The organism is Corynebacterium sp. 401_CJEI (assembly GCF_001076435.1).
GTDB lineage: Bacteria > Actinomycetota > Actinomycetes > Mycobacteriales > Mycobacteriaceae > Corynebacterium > Corynebacterium jeikeium_D.
This window is the reverse complement of the sequence record NZ_JVIP01000044.1, coordinates 1-22,435: the sequence shown is the minus strand read 5'-3', so window position 1 is coordinate 22,435 and position 22,435 is coordinate 1. Positions and strand designations below refer to the sequence as shown.

17 protein-coding genes are annotated in these 22,435 nt (G+C 58.7%); 11 read left to right on the top strand and 6 right to left on the bottom strand.

What is annotated here, in order from left to right; translation table 11 throughout:
* The first annotated feature begins 51 nt into the window (after nucleotides 1–51).
* The 3 genes from ilvC to serA all read left to right on the top strand — a co-directional run bounded on the left by ilvC (nucleotide 52) and on the right by serA (nucleotide 4,908).
* The gene (gene ilvC, locus ADM64_RS10180) at nucleotides 52–1,068 is read left to right on the top strand and encodes a ketol-acid reductoisomerase (protein ID WP_049194075.1); all 1,017 of its coding nucleotides are present in this window, start codon (nucleotides 52–54) and stop codon (nucleotides 1,066–1,068) included.
* Between the two features lie 281 nt (nucleotides 1,069–1,349).
* Entirely contained in the window at nucleotides 1,350–3,074 is a 1,725-nt protein-coding gene (locus tag ADM64_RS10175) for a hypothetical protein (RefSeq protein WP_049194074.1), read from the top strand.
* A 238-nt stretch (nucleotides 3,075–3,312) separates the two neighbouring features.
* Nucleotides 3,313–4,908, top strand: coding sequence for a phosphoglycerate dehydrogenase (gene serA, locus ADM64_RS10170; RefSeq protein WP_049194134.1), 1,596 nt, complete (start codon nucleotides 3,313–3,315; stop codon nucleotides 4,906–4,908).
* A 121-nt stretch (nucleotides 4,909–5,029) separates the two neighbouring features.
* On the opposite strand, the gene ADM64_RS10165 is transcribed toward serA, so the two are convergent.
* Together ADM64_RS10165 and ADM64_RS10160 are read right to left on the bottom strand one after the other, a co-directional pair.
* Complete coding sequence (locus ADM64_RS10165; RefSeq protein WP_049172105.1) at nucleotides 5,030–6,532, bottom strand: acetyl-CoA hydrolase/transferase family protein; 1,503 nt, start codon at nucleotides 6,530–6,532, stop codon at nucleotides 5,030–5,032.
* Between the two features lie 151 nt (nucleotides 6,533–6,683).
* Complete coding sequence (locus tag ADM64_RS10160; protein ID WP_049172106.1) at nucleotides 6,684–7,760, bottom strand: GTP-binding protein; 1,077 nt, start codon at nucleotides 7,758–7,760, stop codon at nucleotides 6,684–6,686.
* 289 nt (nucleotides 7,761–8,049) lie between these two features.
* Here ADM64_RS10160 and ADM64_RS10155 point away from each other — a divergent pair, with 289 nt between their 5' ends.
* The 3 genes from ADM64_RS10155 (at nucleotide 8,050) to ADM64_RS10145 (ending at nucleotide 12,380) form a co-directional block, all read left to right on the top strand.
* Nucleotides 8,050–9,564: an acetyl-CoA hydrolase/transferase family protein gene (locus ADM64_RS10155; protein WP_049194073.1), complete on the top strand. Its 1,515-nt coding sequence runs from the start codon at nucleotides 8,050–8,052 to the stop codon at nucleotides 9,562–9,564.
* Between the two features lie 201 nt (nucleotides 9,565–9,765).
* Nucleotides 9,766–11,295, top strand: a complete 1,530-nt coding sequence (locus ADM64_RS10150; RefSeq protein ID WP_049194072.1) for an HNH endonuclease signature motif containing protein — start codon at nucleotides 9,766–9,768, stop codon at nucleotides 11,293–11,295.
* A gap of 68 nt (nucleotides 11,296–11,363) precedes the next feature.
* A complete protein-coding gene (locus tag ADM64_RS10145; protein WP_141744336.1) occupies nucleotides 11,364–12,380 on the top strand; it encodes a 3-isopropylmalate dehydrogenase in 1,017 nt (338 codons plus the stop codon).
* Nucleotides 12,381–12,408: 28 nt separating this feature from the next.
* On the opposite strand, the gene ADM64_RS10140 is transcribed toward ADM64_RS10145, so the two are convergent.
* On the bottom strand, nucleotides 12,409–13,062 hold the full coding sequence (locus tag ADM64_RS10140; RefSeq protein ID WP_049172112.1) for a DUF664 domain-containing protein: 654 nt from the start codon (nucleotides 13,060–13,062) through the stop codon (nucleotides 12,409–12,411).
* Nucleotides 13,063–13,123: 61 nt separating this feature from the next.
* Here ADM64_RS10140 and ADM64_RS10135 point away from each other — a divergent pair, with 61 nt between their 5' ends.
* The 3 genes from ADM64_RS10135 (at nucleotide 13,124) to ADM64_RS10125 (ending at nucleotide 16,447) form a co-directional block, all read left to right on the top strand.
* Entirely contained in the window at nucleotides 13,124–14,998 is a 1,875-nt protein-coding gene (locus ADM64_RS10135) for a DUF294 nucleotidyltransferase-like domain-containing protein (RefSeq protein ID WP_049172113.1), read from the top strand.
* 7 nt (nucleotides 14,999–15,005) lie between these two features.
* A complete protein-coding gene (locus ADM64_RS10130) occupies nucleotides 15,006–15,593 on the top strand; it encodes a 3'-5' exonuclease (RefSeq protein ID WP_048735364.1) in 588 nt (195 codons plus the stop codon).
* 65 nt (nucleotides 15,594–15,658) lie between these two features.
* The gene (locus ADM64_RS10125) at nucleotides 15,659–16,447 is read left to right on the top strand and encodes a fumarylacetoacetate hydrolase family protein (protein WP_049194071.1); all 789 of its coding nucleotides are present in this window, start codon (nucleotides 15,659–15,661) and stop codon (nucleotides 16,445–16,447) included.
* Nucleotides 16,448–16,459: 12 nt separating this feature from the next.
* Here ADM64_RS10125 and ADM64_RS10120 read toward each other — a convergent pair whose 3' ends face one another.
* On the bottom strand, nucleotides 16,460–17,692 hold the full coding sequence (locus tag ADM64_RS10120) for an isochorismate synthase (protein WP_049194070.1): 1,233 nt from the start codon (nucleotides 17,690–17,692) through the stop codon (nucleotides 16,460–16,462).
* A gap of 56 nt (nucleotides 17,693–17,748) precedes the next feature.
* Nucleotides 17,749–18,471, bottom strand: coding sequence for an SDR family oxidoreductase (locus ADM64_RS10115; protein ID WP_049194133.1), 723 nt, complete (start codon nucleotides 18,469–18,471; stop codon nucleotides 17,749–17,751).
* Here ADM64_RS10115 and ADM64_RS10110 point away from each other — a divergent pair.
* Nucleotides 18,470–19,183, top strand: coding sequence for a TIM barrel protein (locus ADM64_RS10110; RefSeq protein ID WP_241486364.1), 714 nt, complete (start codon nucleotides 18,470–18,472; stop codon nucleotides 19,181–19,183). The genes ADM64_RS10115 and ADM64_RS10110 overlap by 2 nt on opposite strands.
* Nucleotides 19,184–19,239: 56 nt before the next feature.
* Nucleotides 19,240–20,727, top strand: a complete 1,488-nt coding sequence (gene gltX / locus ADM64_RS10105; RefSeq protein WP_048735378.1) for a glutamate--tRNA ligase — start codon at nucleotides 19,240–19,242, stop codon at nucleotides 20,725–20,727.
* Here gltX and ADM64_RS10100 read toward each other — a convergent pair.
* A complete protein-coding gene (locus ADM64_RS10100; RefSeq protein ID WP_241482129.1) occupies nucleotides 20,711–22,120 on the bottom strand; it encodes a hypothetical protein in 1,410 nt (469 codons plus the stop codon). The genes gltX and ADM64_RS10100 overlap by 17 nt on opposite strands.
* Nucleotides 22,121–22,435: the final 315 nt, after the last annotated feature.

Below are 22,435 nucleotides of genomic sequence, written 5' to 3'. Positions count from 1 at the left end.
ACTAAACGCTAAGATTTTTAACGAATCCGATTCGAAAAGAGGCTAACTTTAATGGCTATTGAACTGCTGTACGACGACGATGCTGATCTGTCCATCATCCAGGGGCGTAAGGTTGCCATCCTGGGCTACGGTTCCCAGGGCCACGCTCACGCTCAGAACCTGCGCGAGTCCGGTGTCGAGGTTGTTATCGGTCTGCGTGAAGGCTCCAAGTCCGCTGTGAAGGCTCGGGAAGCTGGCTTCGAGGTTAAGTCCAACGCAGATGCCGCTGCATGGGCAGACGTCATTATGGTGCTGGTTCCGGACACCACCCAGGCAAGGGTTTACAGCGAGGACATCGAGCCGAACTTGAAGGACGGCGACGCGCTGTTCTTCGGCCACGGTCTGAACATCCACTTCGACCTCATCAAGCCGGCTGACAACATCACCGTCGGTATGGTTGCTCCGAAGGGCCCGGGTCACCTGGTTCGTCGTCAGTTCGTCGATGGCAAGGGCGTTCCGTGCCTGATTGCCGTTGACCAGGACCCGAAGGGCGAGGGCCGCGACCTGGCTCTGTCCTACGCTGCAGCTATCGGTGGCGCCCGCGCTGGCGTTATCCCGACCACCTTCGAGGCAGAGACTGTGACCGACCTCTTCGGTGAGCAGGCTGTTCTCTGTGGTGGCACCGAGGAACTGGTCAAGGTCGGTTTCGAGGTTCTGGTTGAAGCTGGCTACGAGCCGGAGATGGCATACTTCGAGTGCCTGCACGAGCTGAAGCTGATTGTTGACCTGATGTTCGAGGGCGGTATTGCCAACATGAACTACTCGGTCTCCGACACCGCTGAGTTCGGTGGCTACCTGTCTGGCCCGCGCGTTATTACCGCTGATACCAAGCAGCACATGCGCGAGATTCTGTCTGACATTCAGGACGGCACCTTCACCAAGCGCCTGATTGCCAACGTCGAGGGCGGCAACAAGGAGCTCGAGGACCTGCGCGCTTCCTACAACAACCACCAGATTGAAGAGGTCGGCTCCAAGCTGCGCGACCTGATGAGCTGGGTTAAGGTCGACGCTCGCGCTGAGACTGCCTAAGTTTGTTGCTTAAGCGAATCCCTCGCTTGTTCGCGAAGTAGGGCTTCATCACTGAGCTTCACCGCCGTGATGAGGCCCTTTTCGTATCTCTCTCACTAGTATTCTTTCACTGAACCGTGTGGGGTAGACGTGTGGAATAAACGTCTGAGCCAAAAGCAACTACTGCCAAACGGGTGTAGCCCCAGTCCTATCCGGGGTTCTAATCTGGGTTGAAAGGTCTCCCTCAACAAAGACGTTCGATAGTCTAATCGTTGAAATCAAATCATTTCACGGAGGTAAATGTGCGAGTATCCGCAATGACGCGGCGCGTGACGGCAACCGTTGCCCTGACGGTCAGCCTGGCGTTGGGGTCAAGCGCCTTGGTCGCGTGTGGAAATTCCGACAGCGCTGTTTCCACGAAGAAGGTGGACGCTGAATCGACGGTGCTTAGCGACGACATCGCAGCGTCGGAAAGCCTGATCGACAGTTCGGAAGCGGTTGTCGTTTCCTCGGCAGGCTCTGCTGAGCAGCGTAGGGCGGCAGGCATCGCGGTTGCTGCTGGTCTGCCGATGCTAGTGGCTGGTTCTGCCGAAGATGCGGAAGATGACAGTACCGCCAAGAGCCCGAAGAAGGATGCTCGTGGCCGTGATACCGGCGCCGATATCGCCGATGTGGAAAAAGAGATTGACCGCCTGGGCGCAAAGACAGTCCTTACTGTGGGGGCAGTTGACCTGACTGGGGAAGAGGGCCGTCAGATCATTGCGGATCCGGGTACGACCGATGGCCTTAAGGAGCTCGTCGGTACCGAGTTTAAGGTTCTCAAGGAGACGGAGTCGAAGCCGACTCGCGCTGTCGTTGAGATGGATCCGGAGAAGCCAACTGTCGTCGAGGGCGATGCAACGAAGGATGGGGCAGCCAACCAGGAGGCTCAGGATCGCGCCAGCGATGGGCAGGACGACAAGGGACAGGAGAGCGTCACCCTGCCGAAGGGATCTCCGAAGGAGGTCAAGGACACATTGGCACTGGCCGCACCGGGTACCGGTTTGGCCTCCATTGCTACGGCCCGTGCCGCTGGCCTGAAGGTCAGTTGGTTGCCGGTGGGCGACGCGCGTGCTACCTCTGAGTCGATTTCCGCTGCTCGCGACGGCGAGTCCCTGATTGCTCTGGGTAAGGTTTTCGGCGATAAGGACAAGTTTGATCAGTCCATCGAGCTTGCCAAAGATGACAAGGTTAAGGAGCTGCCAGGTGGAGGCACACTGCTGTTCCCCGGTCGTCATCTGATTGCAACGTATGGTCACCCAGGTGTCGCTCCATTGGGCGTGATGGGCGAGGATGATCCGGAGGATGCCGTCGCACGTGCGAAGGACTACGTCAAGCAGTACGAGAAGTTCGCTGATGACCCGGTACTGCCGGCCTTCGAGATTATCGCTTCGGTCGCGCAGGCTGACCCGGGTCCACGCGGTGACTACTCCGAGCCAGCTCCGGTTGAGACTCTGAAGCCGTACGTCGAGGCCATGACCAAGGCCGGCGGCTACGTCATCATCGACCTGCAGCCGGGTAGTGCAGACTTCCTGGACCAGGCCAAGTTCTACGAAGAACTGCTGAAGATGCCAAACGTCGGTCTGGCGCTGGACCCGGAGTGGAAGATGGAACCGGGGCAGGTTCCGGCGACTCAGGTTGGTCACGTTAAGGCTGAAGAAGTCAACCGCGTTGCTGATTGGCTGGCTGAGCTGACTCGTAAGAACAACCTTCCGCAGAAGATGCTGATGCTGCACCAGTTCCAGCTACAGATGATTCGCGACCGTGAGACGCTGGATCTGTCGCACCCGGAGCTCGCATTCGTTCTGCATGCCGACGGCCATGGCACCGCGCAGGAGAAGTTTGAGACCTGGAACGTCATGTTGCAGGATTTGCAGCCGGAGATTTTCGAGGCGTGGAAGAACTTCATCGACGAGGATCAGCCGATGTTTACTCCTGAGGAGACCATGAACATCGAGCCGCGTCCGTGGTTGGTTACGTACCAGTAGGTTATAGACCAGCAGAAATAAAAATATAACGCGAAATATTTGCCGACTTGAATGTCGGGGGCAACGGCGCTTACTCCCTAAACAAAGGGTAGTAAGCGCCGTTTTGCTTAGGTAAGTCCCCCCGTGTCTCACCCCCAGAGTTTATGATGAGACGTAATGCGCGTGCACGCTTTAGTAGTTTTCTTAAGTGACACCGCACATACTGCATAAACTTTTCGAGACAAACCAGGAGATGCTTGTGAGCCAGAACGCTCGCCCCGTTGTCCTCATCGCCGACAAGCTGGCACAGTCCACTGTGGACGCATTGGGGGATTCCGTTGAGGTCCGTTGGGTAGATGGCCCGAACCGCGCTGAGCTCCTGGCTGCGGTTGGTGATGCTGACGCACTTCTCGTCCGCTCCGCTACCACCGTGGATCAGGAAGTCCTCGAGGCTGCTCCGAATCTGAAGATCGTCGGTCGCGCCGGCGTTGGCCTGGATAACGTCGACATCGATACCGCTACCAAGCGCGGCGTCATGGTTGTCAACGCTCCGACTTCTAATATTCACTCTGCATGTGAGCACGCAATCGCACTGCTGCTGGCCACCGCTCGCCAGTTGCCGGCTGCGGACGCGTCCCTGCGTGAGGGAGAGTGGAAGCGCTCTTCCTTCAAGGGTGTCGAAATCTTCGGCAAGACCGTCGGTATCGTCGGTTTCGGTCACATCGGCCAGCTGTTTGCGCAGCGTCTCGCTGCTTTCGAGACCAACATCATTGCGTACGATCCGTACGCGAACCCGGCTCGTGCTGCTCAGCTCGGTGTTGAGCTGGTTGAGCTGGAAGACCTGATGGCTCGCGCTGATTTCGTGACCATCCACCTGCCGAAGACCAAGGAAACCGCTGGCATGTTCGATGCTGAGCTCCTGGGCAAGGCCAAGAAGGGCCAGATCATCATCAACGCTGCCCGCGGCGGTCTCGTCGACGAGCAGGCGCTTGCCGACGCGATCAAGGCAGGCAACATCCGCGGTGCTGGCTTCGACGTATACGCGACCGAGCCGTGCACGGATTCCCCGCTGTTTGGTCTGCCGGAAACTGTTTGTGCTCCGCACCTGGGTGCCTCCACCGTTGAGGCTCAGGACCGTGCGGGTACCGATGTCGCTAAGTCCGTGCTGCTGGCACTGGCTGGCGAGTTCGTCCCGGATGCTGTCAACGTTTCCGGTGGCGCTGTCGGTGAAGAGGTGGCCCTGTGGCTCGAGCTGGCTCGTGAGCTGGGGCTGGTTGCTGGCGGTCTGCTCGAGGGCGCTCCGGCCGCTGTTGAGGTCACCGCTCGCGGTGAGCTGCACACTGAGGACGTTAACGTTCTGGGTATGGCAGCAATCCGTGGACTGTTCTCCCTCATGGTGGAAGAGCCGGTCACTTTCGTCAACGCTCCGCGTATCGCAGAAGAGCGTGGTGTGACCTTCACTGTCGAGACCGAGCCGGAGTCCGTCTCCCACCGCTCCGTTCTCGAAGTCAAGGTCATCGGTGCTGATGGCTCCACCGCTACCGTCGTTGGTGCTCTCACTGGCCTGAACCGCGTCGAGAAGATTGTCCGTATCAATGGCCGCGGCATCGACATGCGTGCTCAGGGCCGTAACCTCTTCCTGCTGTACAAGGACGTTCCGGGCGCTCTGGGTTGCGTTGCTACCACCCTGGGTGAGTCCGGCATCAACATCGAGGCTGCTGCTCTGTCTCCGCAGGAAGCAGATCAGACTGCCATCCTGGTGCTGCGCGTTTCCAAGGAGGTTCCGGAGGAGCTCGTCGAAAAGATTACCGAGGAGATCTCCGCTACCCACGCTCTGCAGCTTGAGCTGGACTAGTTCTGAGCGCCTAGACGTTTTAGAGCTAGTCTCTAGCGCAGCTTCTACTGCATGAAAAATCCCCTCCGCATGGAGGGGATTTTTGTTTCCCAGCTGATCTATGCAGCCGTAGCCCTACTGCCTAGCCCTTCATCGAGCCCTTCTCAATCATGTTGACGTGGAAGTCGAAAGCAGTACGCAGATCGTGCGGGGTAGACATGCCCGGAGCGGTCTTCAGCGCGCGCTCGTAGTACTCCTCCAGCAGTGGCTGGTACTCCGGGTGTGCAACGGAAATCAACTTCGCCACGCGGTCACGTGGTGCCAGGCCACGCAGGTCAGCGAATCCACGCTCGGTGATGATGACCATGGCGTCGTGCTCGGTGTGGTCAATGTGCGAAGCGAACGGAACGATAGTCGAAATCGCACCGTCCTTCGCCAGCGACGGCGAGATGAACGAAGAAACGAAGGCGTTACGGGTGAAGTCACCGGAACCACCGATGCCGTTCATCATTCGGGAGCCGTTGATGTGGGTGGAGTTGACGTTGCCGTAGATGTCGGCCTCAATCATGCCGTTGGTGGCGATCAGGCCGACGCGACGGACAACCTCCGGGTGGTTAGAAATCTGCTGCGGGCGCAGAATGATGTTCTCGCGGTAGCGAGCAGCCTCGTTGTTCATACGCTCGGCAGCTTCCGGAGACAGGGAGAAGGAGGTAGCCGAAGCGACGGTCATCTTACCTGCGTCAATCAGGTCAATCATGCCGTCCTGAATAACCTCGGTGTAGGCCTTGATGTTCTCAAACTTGGAGTCCAACAGACCCGCCATCACGGCGTTCGGAACGTTACCGACGCCCGACTGCATGATGTACTGGTCGTAAGCCAGGCGACCCGCGCGAACTTCGCCCTCGAGGAAGTCGAGGAAGTGGCCGGCAATGGCCTTCGAGGTCTCATCCAACGGCTTGAACGGGGAGTTGCGGTCCGGCGCGTTGGTCTCGACAACTGCGACAACCTTGTCCAGGTTGATGTCGATGTAAGGGGTGCCAATGCGGTCACCCGGAGCGTTGATCGGCACCGGCGTGCGGTTAGGCAGGTGCTGAATGCGGTAGATGTCGTGCATGCCCTCGAGTTCCTCGGACTGCCACGAGTTGACCTCAATGATGATCTTGTCAGCGTTGTCCATCCACTCGACGTTGTTGCCAACGCTTGACGACGGAACGAGGTGTCCATCTTCCGTAATACGAGTGACCTCAACAATTGCGGCGTCAATCGGCAGGAAGCCCTGCTCGATGTACAGCGCGGAGTGGGAGAGATGGATGTCCTGGTACTTCGCCTTGCCCGAGTTGATGGACTTACGCAGTGCCGGATCGCCCTGGTACGGCATGCGGTAGCGGATGATGTCAGCTTCTGCCATCACGCCGTCACAGTCCGGGGCAGTGGAAGCGCCAGTGTAGATGTCGACAGCGAACTCTTCACCCTTGGCGTGAAGTTCCTTGCCACGGTTTGCCAGCGCAGTCGGCAGGGCCTTCGGGTAGCCAGCACCGGTGAAGCCAGAGATGCCGAGGGCATCACCATGATTGATAAACTGTGCAGCCTCGTCGGCGGTCATTACCTTGCCGCGCAAACCGGCATGTGCGATGCGATCAGACATGTCATCTCCTAGATAGACTGTTCGACTTTAGTTTTGTCGCCTAACCTAGCATGCGCTAACAGTGTGTTGCCACACCCGCAGGTTGAGAAGTGATTTATGACACTCTGATCGCTTCAGCGGGTCGTTTATCGGCGCTCTTCCAGGGGCTTTGTTACAGCAATTCCCGCACTTCTTCGTCAGTCAGCATGGCATCCTCGAATGCCTGCAGTGTGGCCTCTGGGTTAAATTTCACACCGATGAGTACGACCTCATTGGATGGTGGGACATCGGTCTGCGCCCACATGACGGCAGGGGTGATTTTCAGGTTCGGCCCCGCCTGACTCCACACGTGGGCGACTTCGAGGCGGTCGGAAATCCAGCAGTGCCCCTTGGATCGTACGAGCCCCTTTGTGCCGCGGAGAGCCTTAATCAGTCGTTCGCGGTCGAAGGGGCGGTTGCCTCGGAAAACAACCGAAGAAATGCCGTATTCTTCAGTCTCCGGCGTGTGGGGATTCGCAAGTTCTTCTGCATATCCGTGGAAAGTGGCCGCGGTACCTTCGTCGTAAAGCGATGCGTCGAGAATGGCAGAGGTGGCGATTTCGCCGTTAGTCACGCGGACGATGCGTGCGCGGGGGTTCATGGCGCGGATTGTTTCCTCGGTGCCGCCGGTGAGCTTTTCGCCGGCGAGGTCGGATTTGGTGATGAGGATGAGATCGGCGAATTCCACCTGGTCGACAAGGAGGTCAGCGACCGTGCGTTCGTCGTCAGGCAGTGCGCGTCCCTGGCGGAGACTGTCGAGGAATGTAGAGGCGTCGACGAGCGTGACCATCGTGTCGATGGGGGCGATGTCGGCGAGACGGCGGCCGTCGTCGAATTCCCACTCGAAGGTAGCGGCGACTGGCATGGGTTCGGAGATACCGGTGGATTCGATGACGATGTGTTCGAATTTGCCGCTGCGCGCGAGCTTGCCGACGTTTTCCACGAGGTCATCTCGCAGCGTGCAGCAGATGCAGCCGTTGGACATTTCGATGAAACGGTCCTCGCCGCGCTCGAGATATGTGCCCTGCTCGATGAGGGCGGCGTCGACGTTGACTTCCGAGAAGTCGTTGACGATGACCGCGATTTTGCGCCCCTGTGAGTTTGCCAGGAGGTTGTTCAGGAGGGTGGTCTTGCCGGCGCCCAGGAATCCGGACAGGACGGTGACGGGAGTGGTCTCGGTGGTGCTATCAGAAAATTCGGTAGAAGTCACCCGACAAGATTAACGTACTGAAAATGATTATCAATAACTACTGTGTGAATTGGGCTAGGCAAGGGGTTGTAAATGTGTCGTATGGCTGATTGTTGGCCAGTTGTGACGTAGGGCATAAAACGGTGTTGTAGTCGGTTTTAGTGTCGCGTGAAGTGTGCCTAAAATGGGGGCGCTTTCGGGCATCTGAATGAATGTCGCTAACCGCTTCGTTGATAGGGTTGGGGGTGTGCTTTGGTGTTCGAAGCACTACCCCCGATAGTCGCGTTGGGGGATATAGAAAGGTGAATTCATGTCAGATCGTATTGCCCATGCTGGTCTCAAATCCAAGGTGATGACCGCGCAGGAGGCGGCGCAGTTCATCAACCACGGAGACATGGTGGGCTTTGCCGGATTTACCGGTGCTGGCTACCCGAAGGTTGTCCCGCCGGCTCTCGCTGAGCGCATCGAGGCCGCTCACGAGCGTGGCGACGAGTTTAAGATTAAGGTCTTGACCGGCGCGTCTACCGCTCCGGAACTTGATGGTGCGCTGGCGAAGGCCAATGGTGTTGAGTGGCGTATGCCGTACCAGTCCGACCCGGGAATGCGTAACCGTATCAATGCAGGCGATGCCTTCTATAGTGATATTCACCTGTCGCACTCTGGCCCGATGACTGAGCAGGGCTTCTTTGGTCCGGTCAATGTTGCTGTGGTCGAAGCTGTTCGCATTAAGGCCGATGGATCCCTGATTCTTTCCTCTTCGGTTGGTAACAGCATTTCTTACTTGAATGCTGCAGAGAAGATCATTATTGAGGTCAACTCCTGGCAGTCCGAGGATCTCGAGGGTATGCACGACATCTACAGTGTTGGGCTGCCTCCGAACCGTAAGGAGATTCCGATTGTGAACCCGGGGGACCGCATCGGCACTCCGGATGTTCAGATCGATGTCGATAAGGTTGTCGCTGTCGTCGAGACGAACGCCGAGGACCGTAACTCGCCGTTCAAGCCGCTGGACGATGACTCTAAGGCCATTGCCGGCTACCTGCTCGACTTCCTCGATGGGGAGGTCAAGGCCGGTCGTCTGCCGGAGAACCTGCTGCCGATGCAGTCGGGTGTCGGTAACATTCCGAACGCTGTGCTCGCAGGCCTGCTCGACTCCAAGTATGAGAACCTGACCTCCTTCACTGAGGTTATCCAGGACGGCATGGTCGACCTGATGGATGCTGGCAAGCTGACCGTGGCTTCCGGTACCGCATTCTCGCTGTCCCCGGAGTACGCAGCTCGTATGAATGAGAATGCTGCTGACTACCGCGAGAAGATTGTTCTGCGTCCGCAGGACATCTCCAACAACCCGGGTCTGGTCCGCCGCATGGGGCTGATTACCACCAACGGCATGATTGAGGCTGACATCTACGGCAACGTCAACTCCACTCACGTGGCTGGCTCCCGCATGATGAACGGCATTGGCGGTTCTGGTGACTTCACCCGAAACGCCTACATCTCTACGTTTGTGTCCCCGTCGCTGGCTAAGAATGGCGACATTTCCGCAATCGTGCCGATGGTCTCTCACGTTGACCACACTGAGCATGACGTGATGGTCATCATCACTGAGCAGGGTCTGGCTGACCTCCGTGGGCTGGCGCCGCGTCAGCGTTCCCGTGTTGTCATTGAGAAGTGTGCGCACCCGATGTACAAGGAGGCGCTGCTCGAATACGTTGAGCGTGCTGAGAGGGTCACCCCGTACCTGCATACTCCGCATGACCTGGGTACTTCTTACGACTTCCACCGTCGTTTCCTCGAAAACGGTTCCATGAAGCCGGTCGACTAGGTTTCTAGTGCGGTTCCCGCTTTACGACGAAGTTTGCGTCGTAGGGCGGGATTTTCTTTCGGCTTTAGTTCGAAATAGTGTTCGAATAATGTGGAGATTTTTGGGGTGCGCAGCGGTTTGAATCCGGGGTGGGGGATATGGTGTGGGCGAATTGATAAAGAACTGTTCGTTAGGGGACCTCGTTAGGGAGGGGACAGTGCAATGTCAGAGTTGGAATCGTGTGGGGAATTTCGGTTCAGCCATGAGGTGAGGGCTCATTCGCTCGCTGAAGTGATGCGCGAGATTAATCGTCTGGAGATGGTTATCGCTCAGCGGGTCGCACCACCAGATGATGGCGATGTCGAAGCTCATTTGGCTTATTGGTCGGTGGTGCTTGGAATCTCACGCGCCGAAGTGAACAAATATATGGAAATTGGCTACATGCTTGGACGTATGCCGCAACTAGCGGAAATGTGTCAGGAGCGCGGGCATTTGTCGATGAGGCATTTAGCAATGCTTGGTAAACATACCCGACCTGTAGCCGATGACAAGGTTGACGCAGTGGAGTCGGGTCTCGTGGACGTCGTTAAGCCTAGGCGCGACGGGGAGGCACTCCGTGGCGTGCGTGCGATGGCAACGCGGGTGCAGCGAGTGATTGGTGAGTGTGCTCCGGAAGTGCGGCCACGTGATGTGGATGTCGCTGGGTTGCAGGCTGATAGGGTCCTGGCCCGGAATGTGGAGGCGACCGTAGATGCTGCAATTGATGCGGCGGCATACCAGGTCGAGGCGGATGGAGGGTCGGCGGATAATCCCGTGGAGTCGGAGGAGGTACGGGAGGTTCAAGCTGCGGCTCTCGACTACTTCGGCGATCGTATGACGGCTAAGGAGTTTATCGCAGTTGATGAACATGGTGACGCTGGAGTTACGACACTGACTACTGTCCTCGAGCGGCATCATGCAGTGGAAGCCCTTGCAATTATCGACGCAGTGGCTAAGAAGATGAAAGTGAGTCGCGCGGCAGCTTTCATGCATGCGTTACGCGGTACTTGTGAGGTGGAGGTGAATCTGGAACTCTTCCGAGTGCTCTCTCCCGGGGAGGATGGCGAACCGGAAAACACTCCAGTGTGGCTCGCTGGCGCAGGTTGGCTTTCTTCGCTGGTGGCCGAGTCTTGGCTGAAGCGGGTATCGACATTGCGGGTGCTGGGGGATAGTGCGGTTGAGGGGTATCGGCCCTCCGAGTCTCAGCGTGCATTCGTGCGTGCCCGTGACGGTGTGTGTAGTTTTCCTGGATGCGATGTCCCCGCGGAAAAGTGCGATATCGACCATATTGTGGAATTTGATCACAGCCTTTCCGGTGGTGAGCGGCAAAAGGAAGGGGTCACGCACACAGATAATCTCCATTGTCTCTGTCGAAGGCACCACAACCTCAAAACTGCCGGTATGTGGCGAGTTGTTCGAGGTGATGATGGGATCGAAGCTTGGACGTTCCTCTCTTGTGATGAAGGGCCGTTTGCGCAGTCGGAAAAAGAGCACACTGGGCATGGTCGTTACACCTTTGCCTCGCAGACTGAAAAGAAGACCGCTGCGCTGGCTGAGCACAATGAGAAACGTCGCAAATTGCATGACAATCTCCGCGGCCTAGTGGATAAGGTGCGGCGGGATATGGAAAAGGAGAGAGCAGTAGGCGGGGTGGATTGTGAAAACGATGGAGATGGTAAAAATCGCGCAGACAGTGACGGGGGTGAGCGCTAGGTTCTGCTACACTCATTTGTGTCCATATAGTGAGAAGGGTATCTCAAAAAATGACTGAGGCAGGAAAGCTGAAGATCGCCGTCATCCCGGGTGATGGCATCGGCACGGAAGTTACGGCAGAGGCACTGAAGGTGCTCAAGGCTGCTATCGGCGAGTTCGACACCACCGAGTACGACCTCGGCTCGCGTCGCTACTTGCGCAATGGCGAACTGCTTACCGACGCCGATCTCGACTCCCTGCGTGAGCACGACGCTATTCTGCTCGGTGCCATCGGTGACCCGGCGAACGTACCTCCGGGTGTTCTCGAGCGCGGCCTGCTGCTGAAAATGCGCTTCGCGCTGGATCACCATGTCAACCTGCGTCCTTCCAAGCTCTTCCCGGGTGTCGAGTCACCGCTGAAGAACCCGGGCGAAATTGATTTCGTGGTCGTCCGCGAGGGAACCGAAGGTGCCTACACAGGTAACGGCGGTGCAATTCGCGTTGGCACGCCACACGAGGTTGCCAACGAGACCTCCGTCAATACCCGCTTCGGTGCTGAGCGCGTCGTCCGCTATGCCTTCGAGCTGGCTATGACCCGTCGTAAGAAGCTGACCCTTGTCCACAAGACCAATGTGTTGGTGCACGGTGGCGGTATGTGGCAGCGCACGGTCGATGAGGTCGCTAAGGAATACCCAGAGGTAGATGTCGATTACTCGCATATCGACGCTGCGACGATCTACCTCGTCACTAATCCTTCGCGTTTCGACGTCATCGTCACCGACAACCTCTTTGGCGACATCATTACTGATGAGGCTGGTGCAGTGTCGGGCGGTATCGGCCTGGCGGCGTCCGGCAACATTGACGCCTCCAATGCCAACCCGTCCATGTTCGAGCCCGTTCACGGCTCCGCGCCAGACATTGCTGGCAAGGGGATCGCGGACCCGACGGCAGCCATTCTGTCGGGTGCCATGATGCTGCGCCACCTGGGTCGTGAGGAAGACGCCCAGCGCATCGAGGCTGCTGTGGAAGCTGACATGGCTACTCGCGGTAGTGGCCCGATCAAGACCGCTGAGGTTGGCGACCGCATTGCTGCTGCTTTGAAGTAGCGCAGTAAAAAATAGGGGGGGGAGAGGGCTAGGCAATCACAGTTTTGCCATCGACGGTAGTGATGTGAGTCTTACCGTCGGCGGTGTGCTCGATGAAGTCCGACGCATGTCCGACCTGGCGAAGTACATCGATGATGGTGTCAAGGGGGTATGGGGATGAGCTTCCTGCGCCGTTATCGGAATCATCCCCTCCCAGTCCTGCCACTAGCGCATCCCTCGTAATCTCCGCATGTCCCAGGTGCTGAGCCGCCTCGTGGAAGACATGCACAATCACGCCTTCGATGCTGCCGCACCACCAACGGTCCTTATCGGTAGGAATAACAGCAGGAGCACCAGCGCGGTCCACGCCTTGCAACTCCACCAGCGCGGATTCAATGGCCGCGCGGTCACGGTGGTAAATCTCCAGCCCTTCCGAAACACTGCAATGAGCAGAAAACTCCCCATCGCGATCACGGACATAATCACGCCCAAGGCAGACGCGCTCGAGCCAGTACCTCGCGGATCCGGTCACATGTCGTAACAGCACGGCCAGGGAGTTAATGGCTGGGATGGGGAGGGTTGCGTTGAAGGTGTCGTCGTCAAGCGTCGCGACGAGTGCCGCGAGCTTGTCCATCCTGCCGAGGATGTGGGCGTCGAGCGGCCATTCGGGATTTATTGAAGCGCTGTGTGTGGAATTGGTCATAAGGTCGAGTATTCCCGCAAATCAGTCCTATTGGGAGCAAAAATAGGGGATAATTGACCCCATGACCGTCGAGCTTGCGGAAATCGCAGACTTCCTCAGCCATACTCGCCCCTTTTCGGACCTCAACGATGAAGAGCGCGCGACTATCCCACCGCTTTTGACCATGCGCTATGCCCGTCGTGGAACGGAGATTATCCGGGCGGGTGCGGATAACAACAGCTGTTTCATTATTCGCTCCGGCATGGTGGATCTCTTTGACCCAGCTGGCACGCTGTTGGACAGGCGAGATGTGGGAGATCATTTCGGCTATTCGACGCTGCTGAGCAGTGACCCTTCGCTATACACGATGACGGCAGTGGAGGACTGCGTATTCCTAGTGATCTCCAAGGAGGTTTTTGACCAGCTCAATGAGCAGTTCGTAGAGGTCCGGCGCTATTACGGCGGTGAGAACGCGCGCATTCGCGCAGTGGCATCGAAGCTGCGGAGTACTGCGGCATCGGAGTCATTGCGCACACGGGTTGCGGATCTGATGGAAACATCGCTGGTGACCTGCAGTGCTGATGCGACAGTACAAGAGGCGGCGCAGATTATGACGGAGCGGAATGTCTCCAGTTTGCTCGTAATGGAGTCTGCAGGCGCCAACCAGAGCCCGCTCGTCGGCATCATCACTGACCGTGACCTCCGTCGTCGAGTGCTGGCAGAGGCGAAGCCCGCGGCGACGCTTGTAAGCGAAGTGATGACCGGGAACCCGGAAACCATCAGTCCCGACCTGCTGGTTTTTGAGGCCATGCTGCTGATGGCTGAGCGCGGTTACCATCATCTGCCGGTGCACGACGGGACGAGAGTGGTCGGCATGATTGTCATTGGTGACCTGCTGCGCAGTCTGCACACCGATCCCGTGTACGCGACGGCGACGCTGGCGCGGAAGAGCGATATCTCGGAGATTGCGGAGATTGCTCAGAACGCGCGGCGGATTGTCGGCCGGTTTATTGACCGAGGTGATTCGGGGGAGGAGGTCGCCAAGCTGCTGACTGCCGTGGCCGATGCTGTCACCCGACGCCTGGTTGCGCTGGCGGAGGAAAAGCTTGGGCCGCCACCAGTCAGCTACGCCTTTGCGGTACTGGGTTCGCATGGGCGCGGGGAGATGGGGCTCGCGTCCGATCAGGACAATGCGCTTGTTCTCGCCGACGACTACGACGCCGACGCTCATGCTGACTATTTCGCCGCGCTTAGCGACGAGATTTGCACCAACCTCGACCGAGTCGGTTATCCGCTCTGTCCAGGGGACATGATGGCCAGCAATCCTGCGTGGAGGATGACCAAGTCGCAGTGGCTGCGCACGTTCCACGGGTGGATTACGGCACCGGAGGCAGAGGCCCTGTTACATGCACAGACCTTCTTCGACATGCGTGGGGTAGCGGGCGACGTGCAACTGGTAGAGAGCCTTCGTGCGGCCTACCTGCCGCTGGCTCAGGGGTCGCAGCGCCTGCATGCGCACTTGGCCAAGCTCGCGGCCTGGCGGGAGCCGCCGCTCGGCTTCTTCCGGGGCCTAGTGCTGGAAAAGGGCGGCGATCACGCAGAGACCCTGGACATCAAAAAGGGGGGAACTGCTGCTGTGGTGCAGATGGCGCGTCTATTTACTGTGGCGGCCGGCCTGCCACAGCTGTCGACGCGTGAACGCTTGGCGGCGAGTGCGGGTGCCGGAAGCGTGAGCCGTCAGGGTGCGCAGGATCTGGCGGATGCGTTCGAGTTCCTGTGCACGGTGCAGCTTCATCACCAGCAGGCCCAGTTCAACGCTGGCGAGCAGCCGAATAACCACATCTACCCGAAGCGTCTCTCCAGCCTGGAACGCGAGCACCTGCGCGATGCGTTTGGTGTTATCCGCAAGTTGCAGCAGAGCCTCGGGGCGAAGTATCCCATCCGGGCGATGTCGTGAGCGCGCAATGTTGAAGTTTTTCAAACCCCGCAAGAAACTCTTGGACGCACCTATCCGCGACAATGCTTGGCTCGCGGTCGATGTGGAAACCACCGGTCTGGATCCCTCCAAAGATCAGTTGCTTTCCATCGGTTGGGTTGCCGTCGAAGGCCGCGACATCGTGCTGGAAGAGTCGGGTCACCTTCTCATTCGCCCAGAGCGCGAGGAGGTGAGCGTCGGCGAGTCGGCGACGGTGCATGGGCTTACCGACGACATGGTCGCAACCGGGGTAGAGGCAGAGGTGGCCGTCGGCAAGCTGTTAGAAGCTCTACGGGGACGGAAGCTGCTGGCGCACTACGCGCGGATGGAAGTTGGTTTCCTAGATCCGTTGTGCCGGAAGTACTTCGATGCGCGTTTTGATGTGCCGGTGGCGGACACTATGACACGTGAGTACGACGCGATTCTGCGGGCCAACCGTGAGCCGGTCCGTGATGAGCTGCGGTTGTGGTCACTGTGCGACAAGTACGGCATTCCCCGTTTTAAGGCCCATCACGCGTTCAACGATGCGTTGGCCTGTGCGCTGGTGTGGCTTGCGCAGGAATCCCGCGGAGTTTAGAGCGCAGAGTATAGAGAGTGGGGGTCGTTGCATAATTATCGCAATGTGACGTGTACCCTATTTTTATGCGTATTGCTCGAATCGCCCACCCAGAGGGCATGTGCTTCGCGCTCGTTGAGGGCGAAGGCAGTGAAGTTACTTTGCACGAAATCGAAGGGCACCCTTTCGGTCAGCTGAATAAGACTGGCCGTTCCTGGCCGCTTGCCGACGTACGTCTGCTCGCCCCAATGCTGCCGTCGAAGGTCATCGCTATTGGTCGTAACTACGCTGACCACGTCGCCGAGGTGTTCAAGAAGTCGGCAGAATCGCTGCCGCCGACGATGTTCATTAAGCCGCCGACGGCCGTCATTGGCCCGGAAGCGCCGATTCGCATTCCGGATTTCGCCACCAACGTCGAGTTTGAGGGCGAGCTGGCACTGGTTATTGGTAAGCCGTGCAAGAACGTCAAGAAGGAAAACGCTCACGATGTGATCTTCGGATACACCATCGTCAATGATGTTTCTTCCCGTGACCTGCAGTTTGCCGATGGTCAGTGGGCGCGCGCAAAGGGCATCGATACCTTCTGCCCGCTGGGCCCGTGGATCCAGACGGAGCTGGACTACAACGAGCTTCCAATCAAGGCGCACCTGACTCACGAGGGTGTTACCGAGACTAAGCAGGACTCCAACTCCAACCAGATGATTATGTCCATCCCGGAGGTCATCGAGTTCATCACCGCCTCGATTACGCTGCTGCCGGGTGACGTCATCTGCACCGGCTCCCCGGCCGGTACCGCTGCGATGTTCCCGGGCGACCGCATCGAAATCGAGATTCCGGGTATTGGCAAGCTGGCCAACCCGGTGGAGCGGGCTTAAGCCGCTAGGGGCTTAAGCGCCCTTAACTCCAAAAGCGCGGAGCACAGTGCCCATTTTGGCGCTGGTTTCCGTGACTTCTTCTTCTGGGGCGGAGTGCGACACAATGCCGCCTCCGGCCCATAGTCGTGCCACGGACCCCTCAGTGTCGATTTCGGCACAGCGAATGGAGACCACGAACTCACCATCGCCATTCTCATCGCACCAGCCGACAGCGCCGGAGTAGAAGCCGCGGTCAGTCTCTACGGCCTGAATGACGCCGAAGGCGGATTCCGTCGGCGTGCCACAAATGGCTGGTGTTGGGTGCACCACCAGTGCCAAATCCAGCGCGGACAGCGACGGATCCTTCAATCGACCGCGGATATGCGTGGCCAAGTGCCACATCTCGGCAGTGCTCATCAGCTCGGGGCTGTCCGGAACATCCAGCGAACTGCACAGCGGCGCCAGGTTGTCGGCGATGTCATCGACAACGAAGGCGTGTTCATCCAGGTTCTTGCGCGAGTCCGCTAAACGACGAGCCGACGCCCGGTCCACCTCTTCATTCCGGGATCTCGGCAGCGACCCGGCCAAGGGAAATGCCTCAACGATGTCACCCGTACGGCGGACCAGCATCTCCGGGGAGGAACCGATGAGCAACTTGCCCTCATAATCGGAACCGGCGGGAGAGAGATCCACGACAAAGCCATCGCGGTTGGGGGATCCGTCGATAAGCCGCGATGCGAGTAGGAGCGGGTCAATCGGGGGATCGATTTCGAGTTCCACAGCGCGCGCGAGCACGACCTTTTCCAGCGCCGAGTACTCGATGGTGCGGATTGCTGCGGCGATGCGCTCAGCGTGCTCATCGAGCGGGGGATCGTAAGCGACGATGCTGGCGTGAGGCTTGGGTGCGTTCCAGCGGTAGTGCGCGGGTGGCTCCAGCGGCTGCGAGGAGCGGATGACTTCCCGGGGAACGGTCAGGGCGGCGGGCTTGTCCAAGTCGAAGGGCAGGGCGCCGACCACCATTTTGTGAATGCCCGAGTGCAGTCCCTCGGCTGCGAGCCAGGGGTCGGAAATCTGCTCTTCAATACCTTGCGTGCGGATGGAGCCGTGCGCACGGGAGAGCAAAAAATCAGGAGCGGTGGTTGGGCGGGACGTGTCCCAGCGCGTCGAACGTTTCGGAGTCGCTGCAGGCTCGTTCGACGGGTGAGACTTTTCCTGCTGCTCTTCTTCGTTTCCGCCGCCCAGAGAGGGGTGGTTTTCCATGGACATAGCCCTAACCCGCCTCCTCAATCTAAACCCAGTTGTGCTCCAGTTTAAGGGGCAGGCTAACCCCTGCCCAAAAAGGGCATACCCGCAGCGGTAATCGTAAGCTGATCGATGACGGCACCTGCCGGCAGATTCGCGGCGTAGAGGAAAGTTTCCGCAGCCTGCTTGGCATCGAACATCGGCTCGCTGCCTGTGAACGTCCCCAACAGGTCAGTCTGCGCATTGCCAATATCAATGCGCGTTGCCGTGATGCCATACTCGCGTCCGTCGAGGGCAAGCACGTGGGTCATTCCGGCAAGCGCGCTTTTCGACGTCGCGTACGCCGCCGTGTGTGCTCTCGGCACCTGCGCTGCGATAGAACAATTGACCAGGATTCGGCCGCCCGCTTGCTCTGTCTTCCCCTCGCACCCCGCCTTCATCCGCGAAAAAGCCTCGCGTGCACACGGGTACGAGCCGACCACATTCGTATCGATGACCGCCCGGAAGTCTTCAATGCCGGTCTCTCCGAACTCCGCGGGCGTGCCGGGCAGCCCCGCATTGAGCACTGCAACATCGATGGTTCCCGTAGCCACCTGCGCGTTCTCAAACATCGCACGGACCTGTTCGGGGTCGGTGATGTCACACCTGGAGTAGGTGATGTTGTCCGCTTCGGCGGCAACAGTCTCGAGCGCGTCGATACGCCTGCCGCAGATATGCACGTGCCAGCCATCGGCGGCGAAAGCCAGAGCAATTTCGCGACCAATGCCCGCGCCGCCACCAGTTACTACTACCGTTTTGGTCATGAGCACCATTATTAACTGTTCTACGGCCTACGCACACATGTCCCCGCACGATGCTGTCAACGCCGCGCGTGACGACGGCTACGCGGCCGTGGAATTCTGGTGGCCATTTGACCTCGCAGTGCCCGCACCCGATGAGGTTTCCGCCTTTTGTGACCTCTTTGACGACAGCCTTGGTCTTTATGCCATGAACCTGTGGGGAGGGGACATGACAGCGGGGCAGCGAGGAGTGCTCGATACAGACGGGCTGCCCACGGGGCACCTGGAAGCAGTGAGCCAGATCGCGCGAGCCACGGGGCTGAAATGCTCTAACGTGCTGCTGGGGCGGTCTGGGGAACTGGCGGACCTGCAAGTGCACCGACTGACTGAGATCACTGCCCAGCTGGAGCTCAGCGGTGTCCGCGCGTTGATTGAGCCGCTGTCCGGGATGGACGATTATCCCATTACAGATCCGTGGCAAGCCGAGGAGTTAGCTCAACAGACTGGTGCTGGTGTGCTCGCGGACTTTTACCATTTTGCAGCTAATGGCGTCGACGTGGATGCTTGGCTCACTGAGGTGGAGACTGGAAGAGTGAGCCTGCCGGCGCACGTCCAGATTGCCGATTTCCCAGGCCGCGGCGCGCCGGGCACCGGTGAGGCACCACTGCGCAGCTGGGTTGAGCGGCTGCGCGCCGCCGGATACGCCGGCGAAGTGGCCGGGGAGTGGGCTCTGTAACCCTATGCAAACCCTATGCATGCCTGCAGGTGGGAGGGCGGGTATCGTGGGAAAGCATGTCAGATGTTCGCGTACGCTTTTGCCCGTCGCCAACCGGTACCCCGCACGTTGGCCTCATCCGCACCGCCCTGTTCAACTGGGCATATGCCCGTCACACTGGTGGCAAGCTGGTCTTCCGCATCGAAGATACCGATGCCGCTCGCGACTCCGAAGAGTCTTATCAGGCAATCATCGAGGCCCTGAATTGGCTCGGTATTGACTGGGACGAGGGCATCGATGTCGGCGGTCCGCACGGCCCGTACCGCCAGTCGCAGCGCAAGGACATCTACGCCGATGTATTGCAGCGCCTCATTGACGCCGGTGAAGCGTACGAGGCCTTTTCCACCGCTGAAGAGGTTGAGGAGCGCCACAAGGCCGCCGGCCGTGACCCGAAGCTGGGCTACGACAACTATGACCGCAACCTCACCGAGGAGCAGAAGGAAGCCTTCCGTGCAGAGGGGCGCAATCCGGTGATTCGCCTGCGTATGCCGGACGAGGACATTGTCTTCGATGACCTCGTTCGCGGTCGTATCGAGTTCAAGGCCGGCCTGGTTCCGGACTTCGTTATTGCCCGCTCCAACGGTGAACCGCTCTACACCCTGGTTAACCCGGTTGATGACGCTCTGATGGAGATCACTCACGTCCTGCGTGGTGAGGATCTGCTGCCATCGACCCCGCGCCAGATCGCTCTCTACGAGTCGCTGAAGCGCATCGGTGTCGCCAAGTTCACCCCGGAGTTCGGTCACCTGCCGTTCGTTATGGGCGAGGGTAATAAGAAGCTGTCCAAGCGTGACCCGCAGTCCAATCTCTTCATCCACCGCGATAACGGTTTCATCCGCGAGGGTCTGCTGAACTACCTGGCACTGCTGGGGTGGTCTATGGACGGCGACCAGGACATCTTCACGATGGACGAGATGGTTAAGGCCTTCGATATCCACGATGTGCTGTCCAACCCGGCTCGCTTCGATCAGAAGAAGGCCGACGCTATCAACGCGGACCACATCCGCATGCTCGATCCGAAGGACTTCGAGCAGCGTCTGCGCACGTACCTGGAAAGCCACTTTGACTTCCCGGCCGACTACCCGGCGGATAAGTTCGCTTTCCTGGCAACGCTGCTGCAGACCCGTGTGAAGACGCTTTCCGACGCCTGGGACCTCTCGAAGTTCCTGGTTGTGGAAGAGGACGAGTTCACCTTCGATGAGCGCTCGGCACGCCGTAACTTCAAGGAAGACGCCGTCGCTGTCCTGGAGGCCTCCATTGCAGCTGTGGAGCCGCTCAGCGAAGAGGACTTCGTCACCGAGAAGCTTGAAACTGCACTTCAGAAGGCCCTCATCGAGGACCTGGAGCTGAAGCCACGCAAGGCTTTTGGCCCGGTGCGCGTGGCCGTGACTGGTGCGCAGGTATCGCCGCCGCTGTTCGAGTCCATGGAGCTGCTTGGTCGCAGCCGCAGCCTGGGCCGACTGCGCAAGGCGCTCGAGGTCACTCCTTTTACTGCTGCTCAGTAAAGAGCGCGAGCTGGGCTGAGCGAAGCAGGTTCGTGTAAGAGCCCGCTTCCTTGCCCACCTTCTGCGGGTCGCGGTTCAGCATATTCATGGAGGTTTCGCGGTAATCCTTGACCAGCGACCCCATGTGGTTGTTGAAGAAATCGTGCCAGTCGGTTCCCCAGTGGACCGTGCCGTCCTCGTTTCGCTTGAGCAGTGCGGCAAAGGCGTACACGAGCGGGTAGATGAACCCGTCCGGAATCGCGTAGCCGATGGGCTGGCGGTAGAACTTCGAGTACTTCTGTGGAGTCTTGCCGGTCCGCGGATTCTTCTTATTGGCCTTGTCAACAGCATCAATGCCGCCGAATTTACCGCCGCTCTTGTTGTAGAGATCGGGTAGCTCTGCGTTGATGCGCTCGAAAATATCGATGAAGTCACGCGTGAGGTTCAATGCGCTGCGGACCTTCTCGTTGTAGAGAACGACCTCTTCGGTGCGCTCATTGATGCTTTCAGTGCTGGGCTTAGTGACCTCCGGTGAGCTCATGACATCCTCGAAGCGGTCAAGCAGCTTGGCCTTGCCGGAGTAGAGGCTGGTGGGGGTCGGTGCTTCAATCTGCTTCCCGTCGGCATCCTTCGGCAGGTCAATACAAGACAGCGGAATCCACGCCATAGCGATGACATCGCCCACCTTTAGTCGACCAGTATCGTTGGTGCGCCACTGCACGTTGTCGCTAATTCCCTGAGGCAGGGCATGCTTCAGATCGTCAAAGTAGCCGGCGCGATTGAGCTTTGCTTCCGCCTTGAGCTCCGCATTGTTGTTGCGGGCGGCACAGATATCGAGCAGTGCATCGGAGAAGTCCTGCACAGTGTCCTCGTCCCGAGCGCCGGGCACGAGTACCTCTACCGGAACACGGGCATCGAGCTCGGTGAGGCTTTCGTCGGCAAGCAATTCCTCAATTTCTTCCGTACGCTCCGACCAGACCTCCTTCATTTCGGACCACGTCTTGATTTTGCGGCTAGGTGGTGGAGTGAGCTTGCCCAGAACGAACAGTGCGATAGCCAGCGAGTTGTGACCGCCGTCGAGGATGCCTTCGATGCGACGGTTGCTGAAGGTGAAGCGGTAGAGATTGTCTTCACTGGTGAACTGAGTGGAGGCCAGGAGCACACCCTTGGATTTGTAGGCGAAGAGCTCCGGTGTGGTGTCGATGGTTTCCATGATGGCATCGGTGATGCGGCCGGTGCGGGACACGCGTGGGTTGGCGTCGAGGTTAAGGGCCGAGATGATTTTCGCGAACTGACGGATAGTGACAGTGCCGATGACACGACCGATGGTGCCGTTCATTTGCTCCGTGATGTCGGAGAACTCCAGCTCGAGCGTGATGGGGGCGGTTGTTGCCGTCGTTGTTGGGGAAGTCATGGTGCCTGCCTTTCAGGTCTGGTTTTTGGTGTGTGTCGGCTGTTTGCCAGCCGCTTCACCACGAAGTGTCTCCTGAAGGGCGGATCAGCTTTGAGCTGCGATCGAATGGGCTTTCGATCTGGGACTGCGTTAGTTATATGCACTGCATTAGTTATGCGCACTGCTGAGGTGGGCTGTGGGGAACTCGCGAATTTAAACGAGCCTTTGACCAGGTGATTTGCTCTTGTTAGCGCGAATTGGCTATATTATTCCTCGTTGCGTTCAGCAGCGATGGCCTATGGTGTAATTGGCAACACTACGGTTTCTGGTACCGTC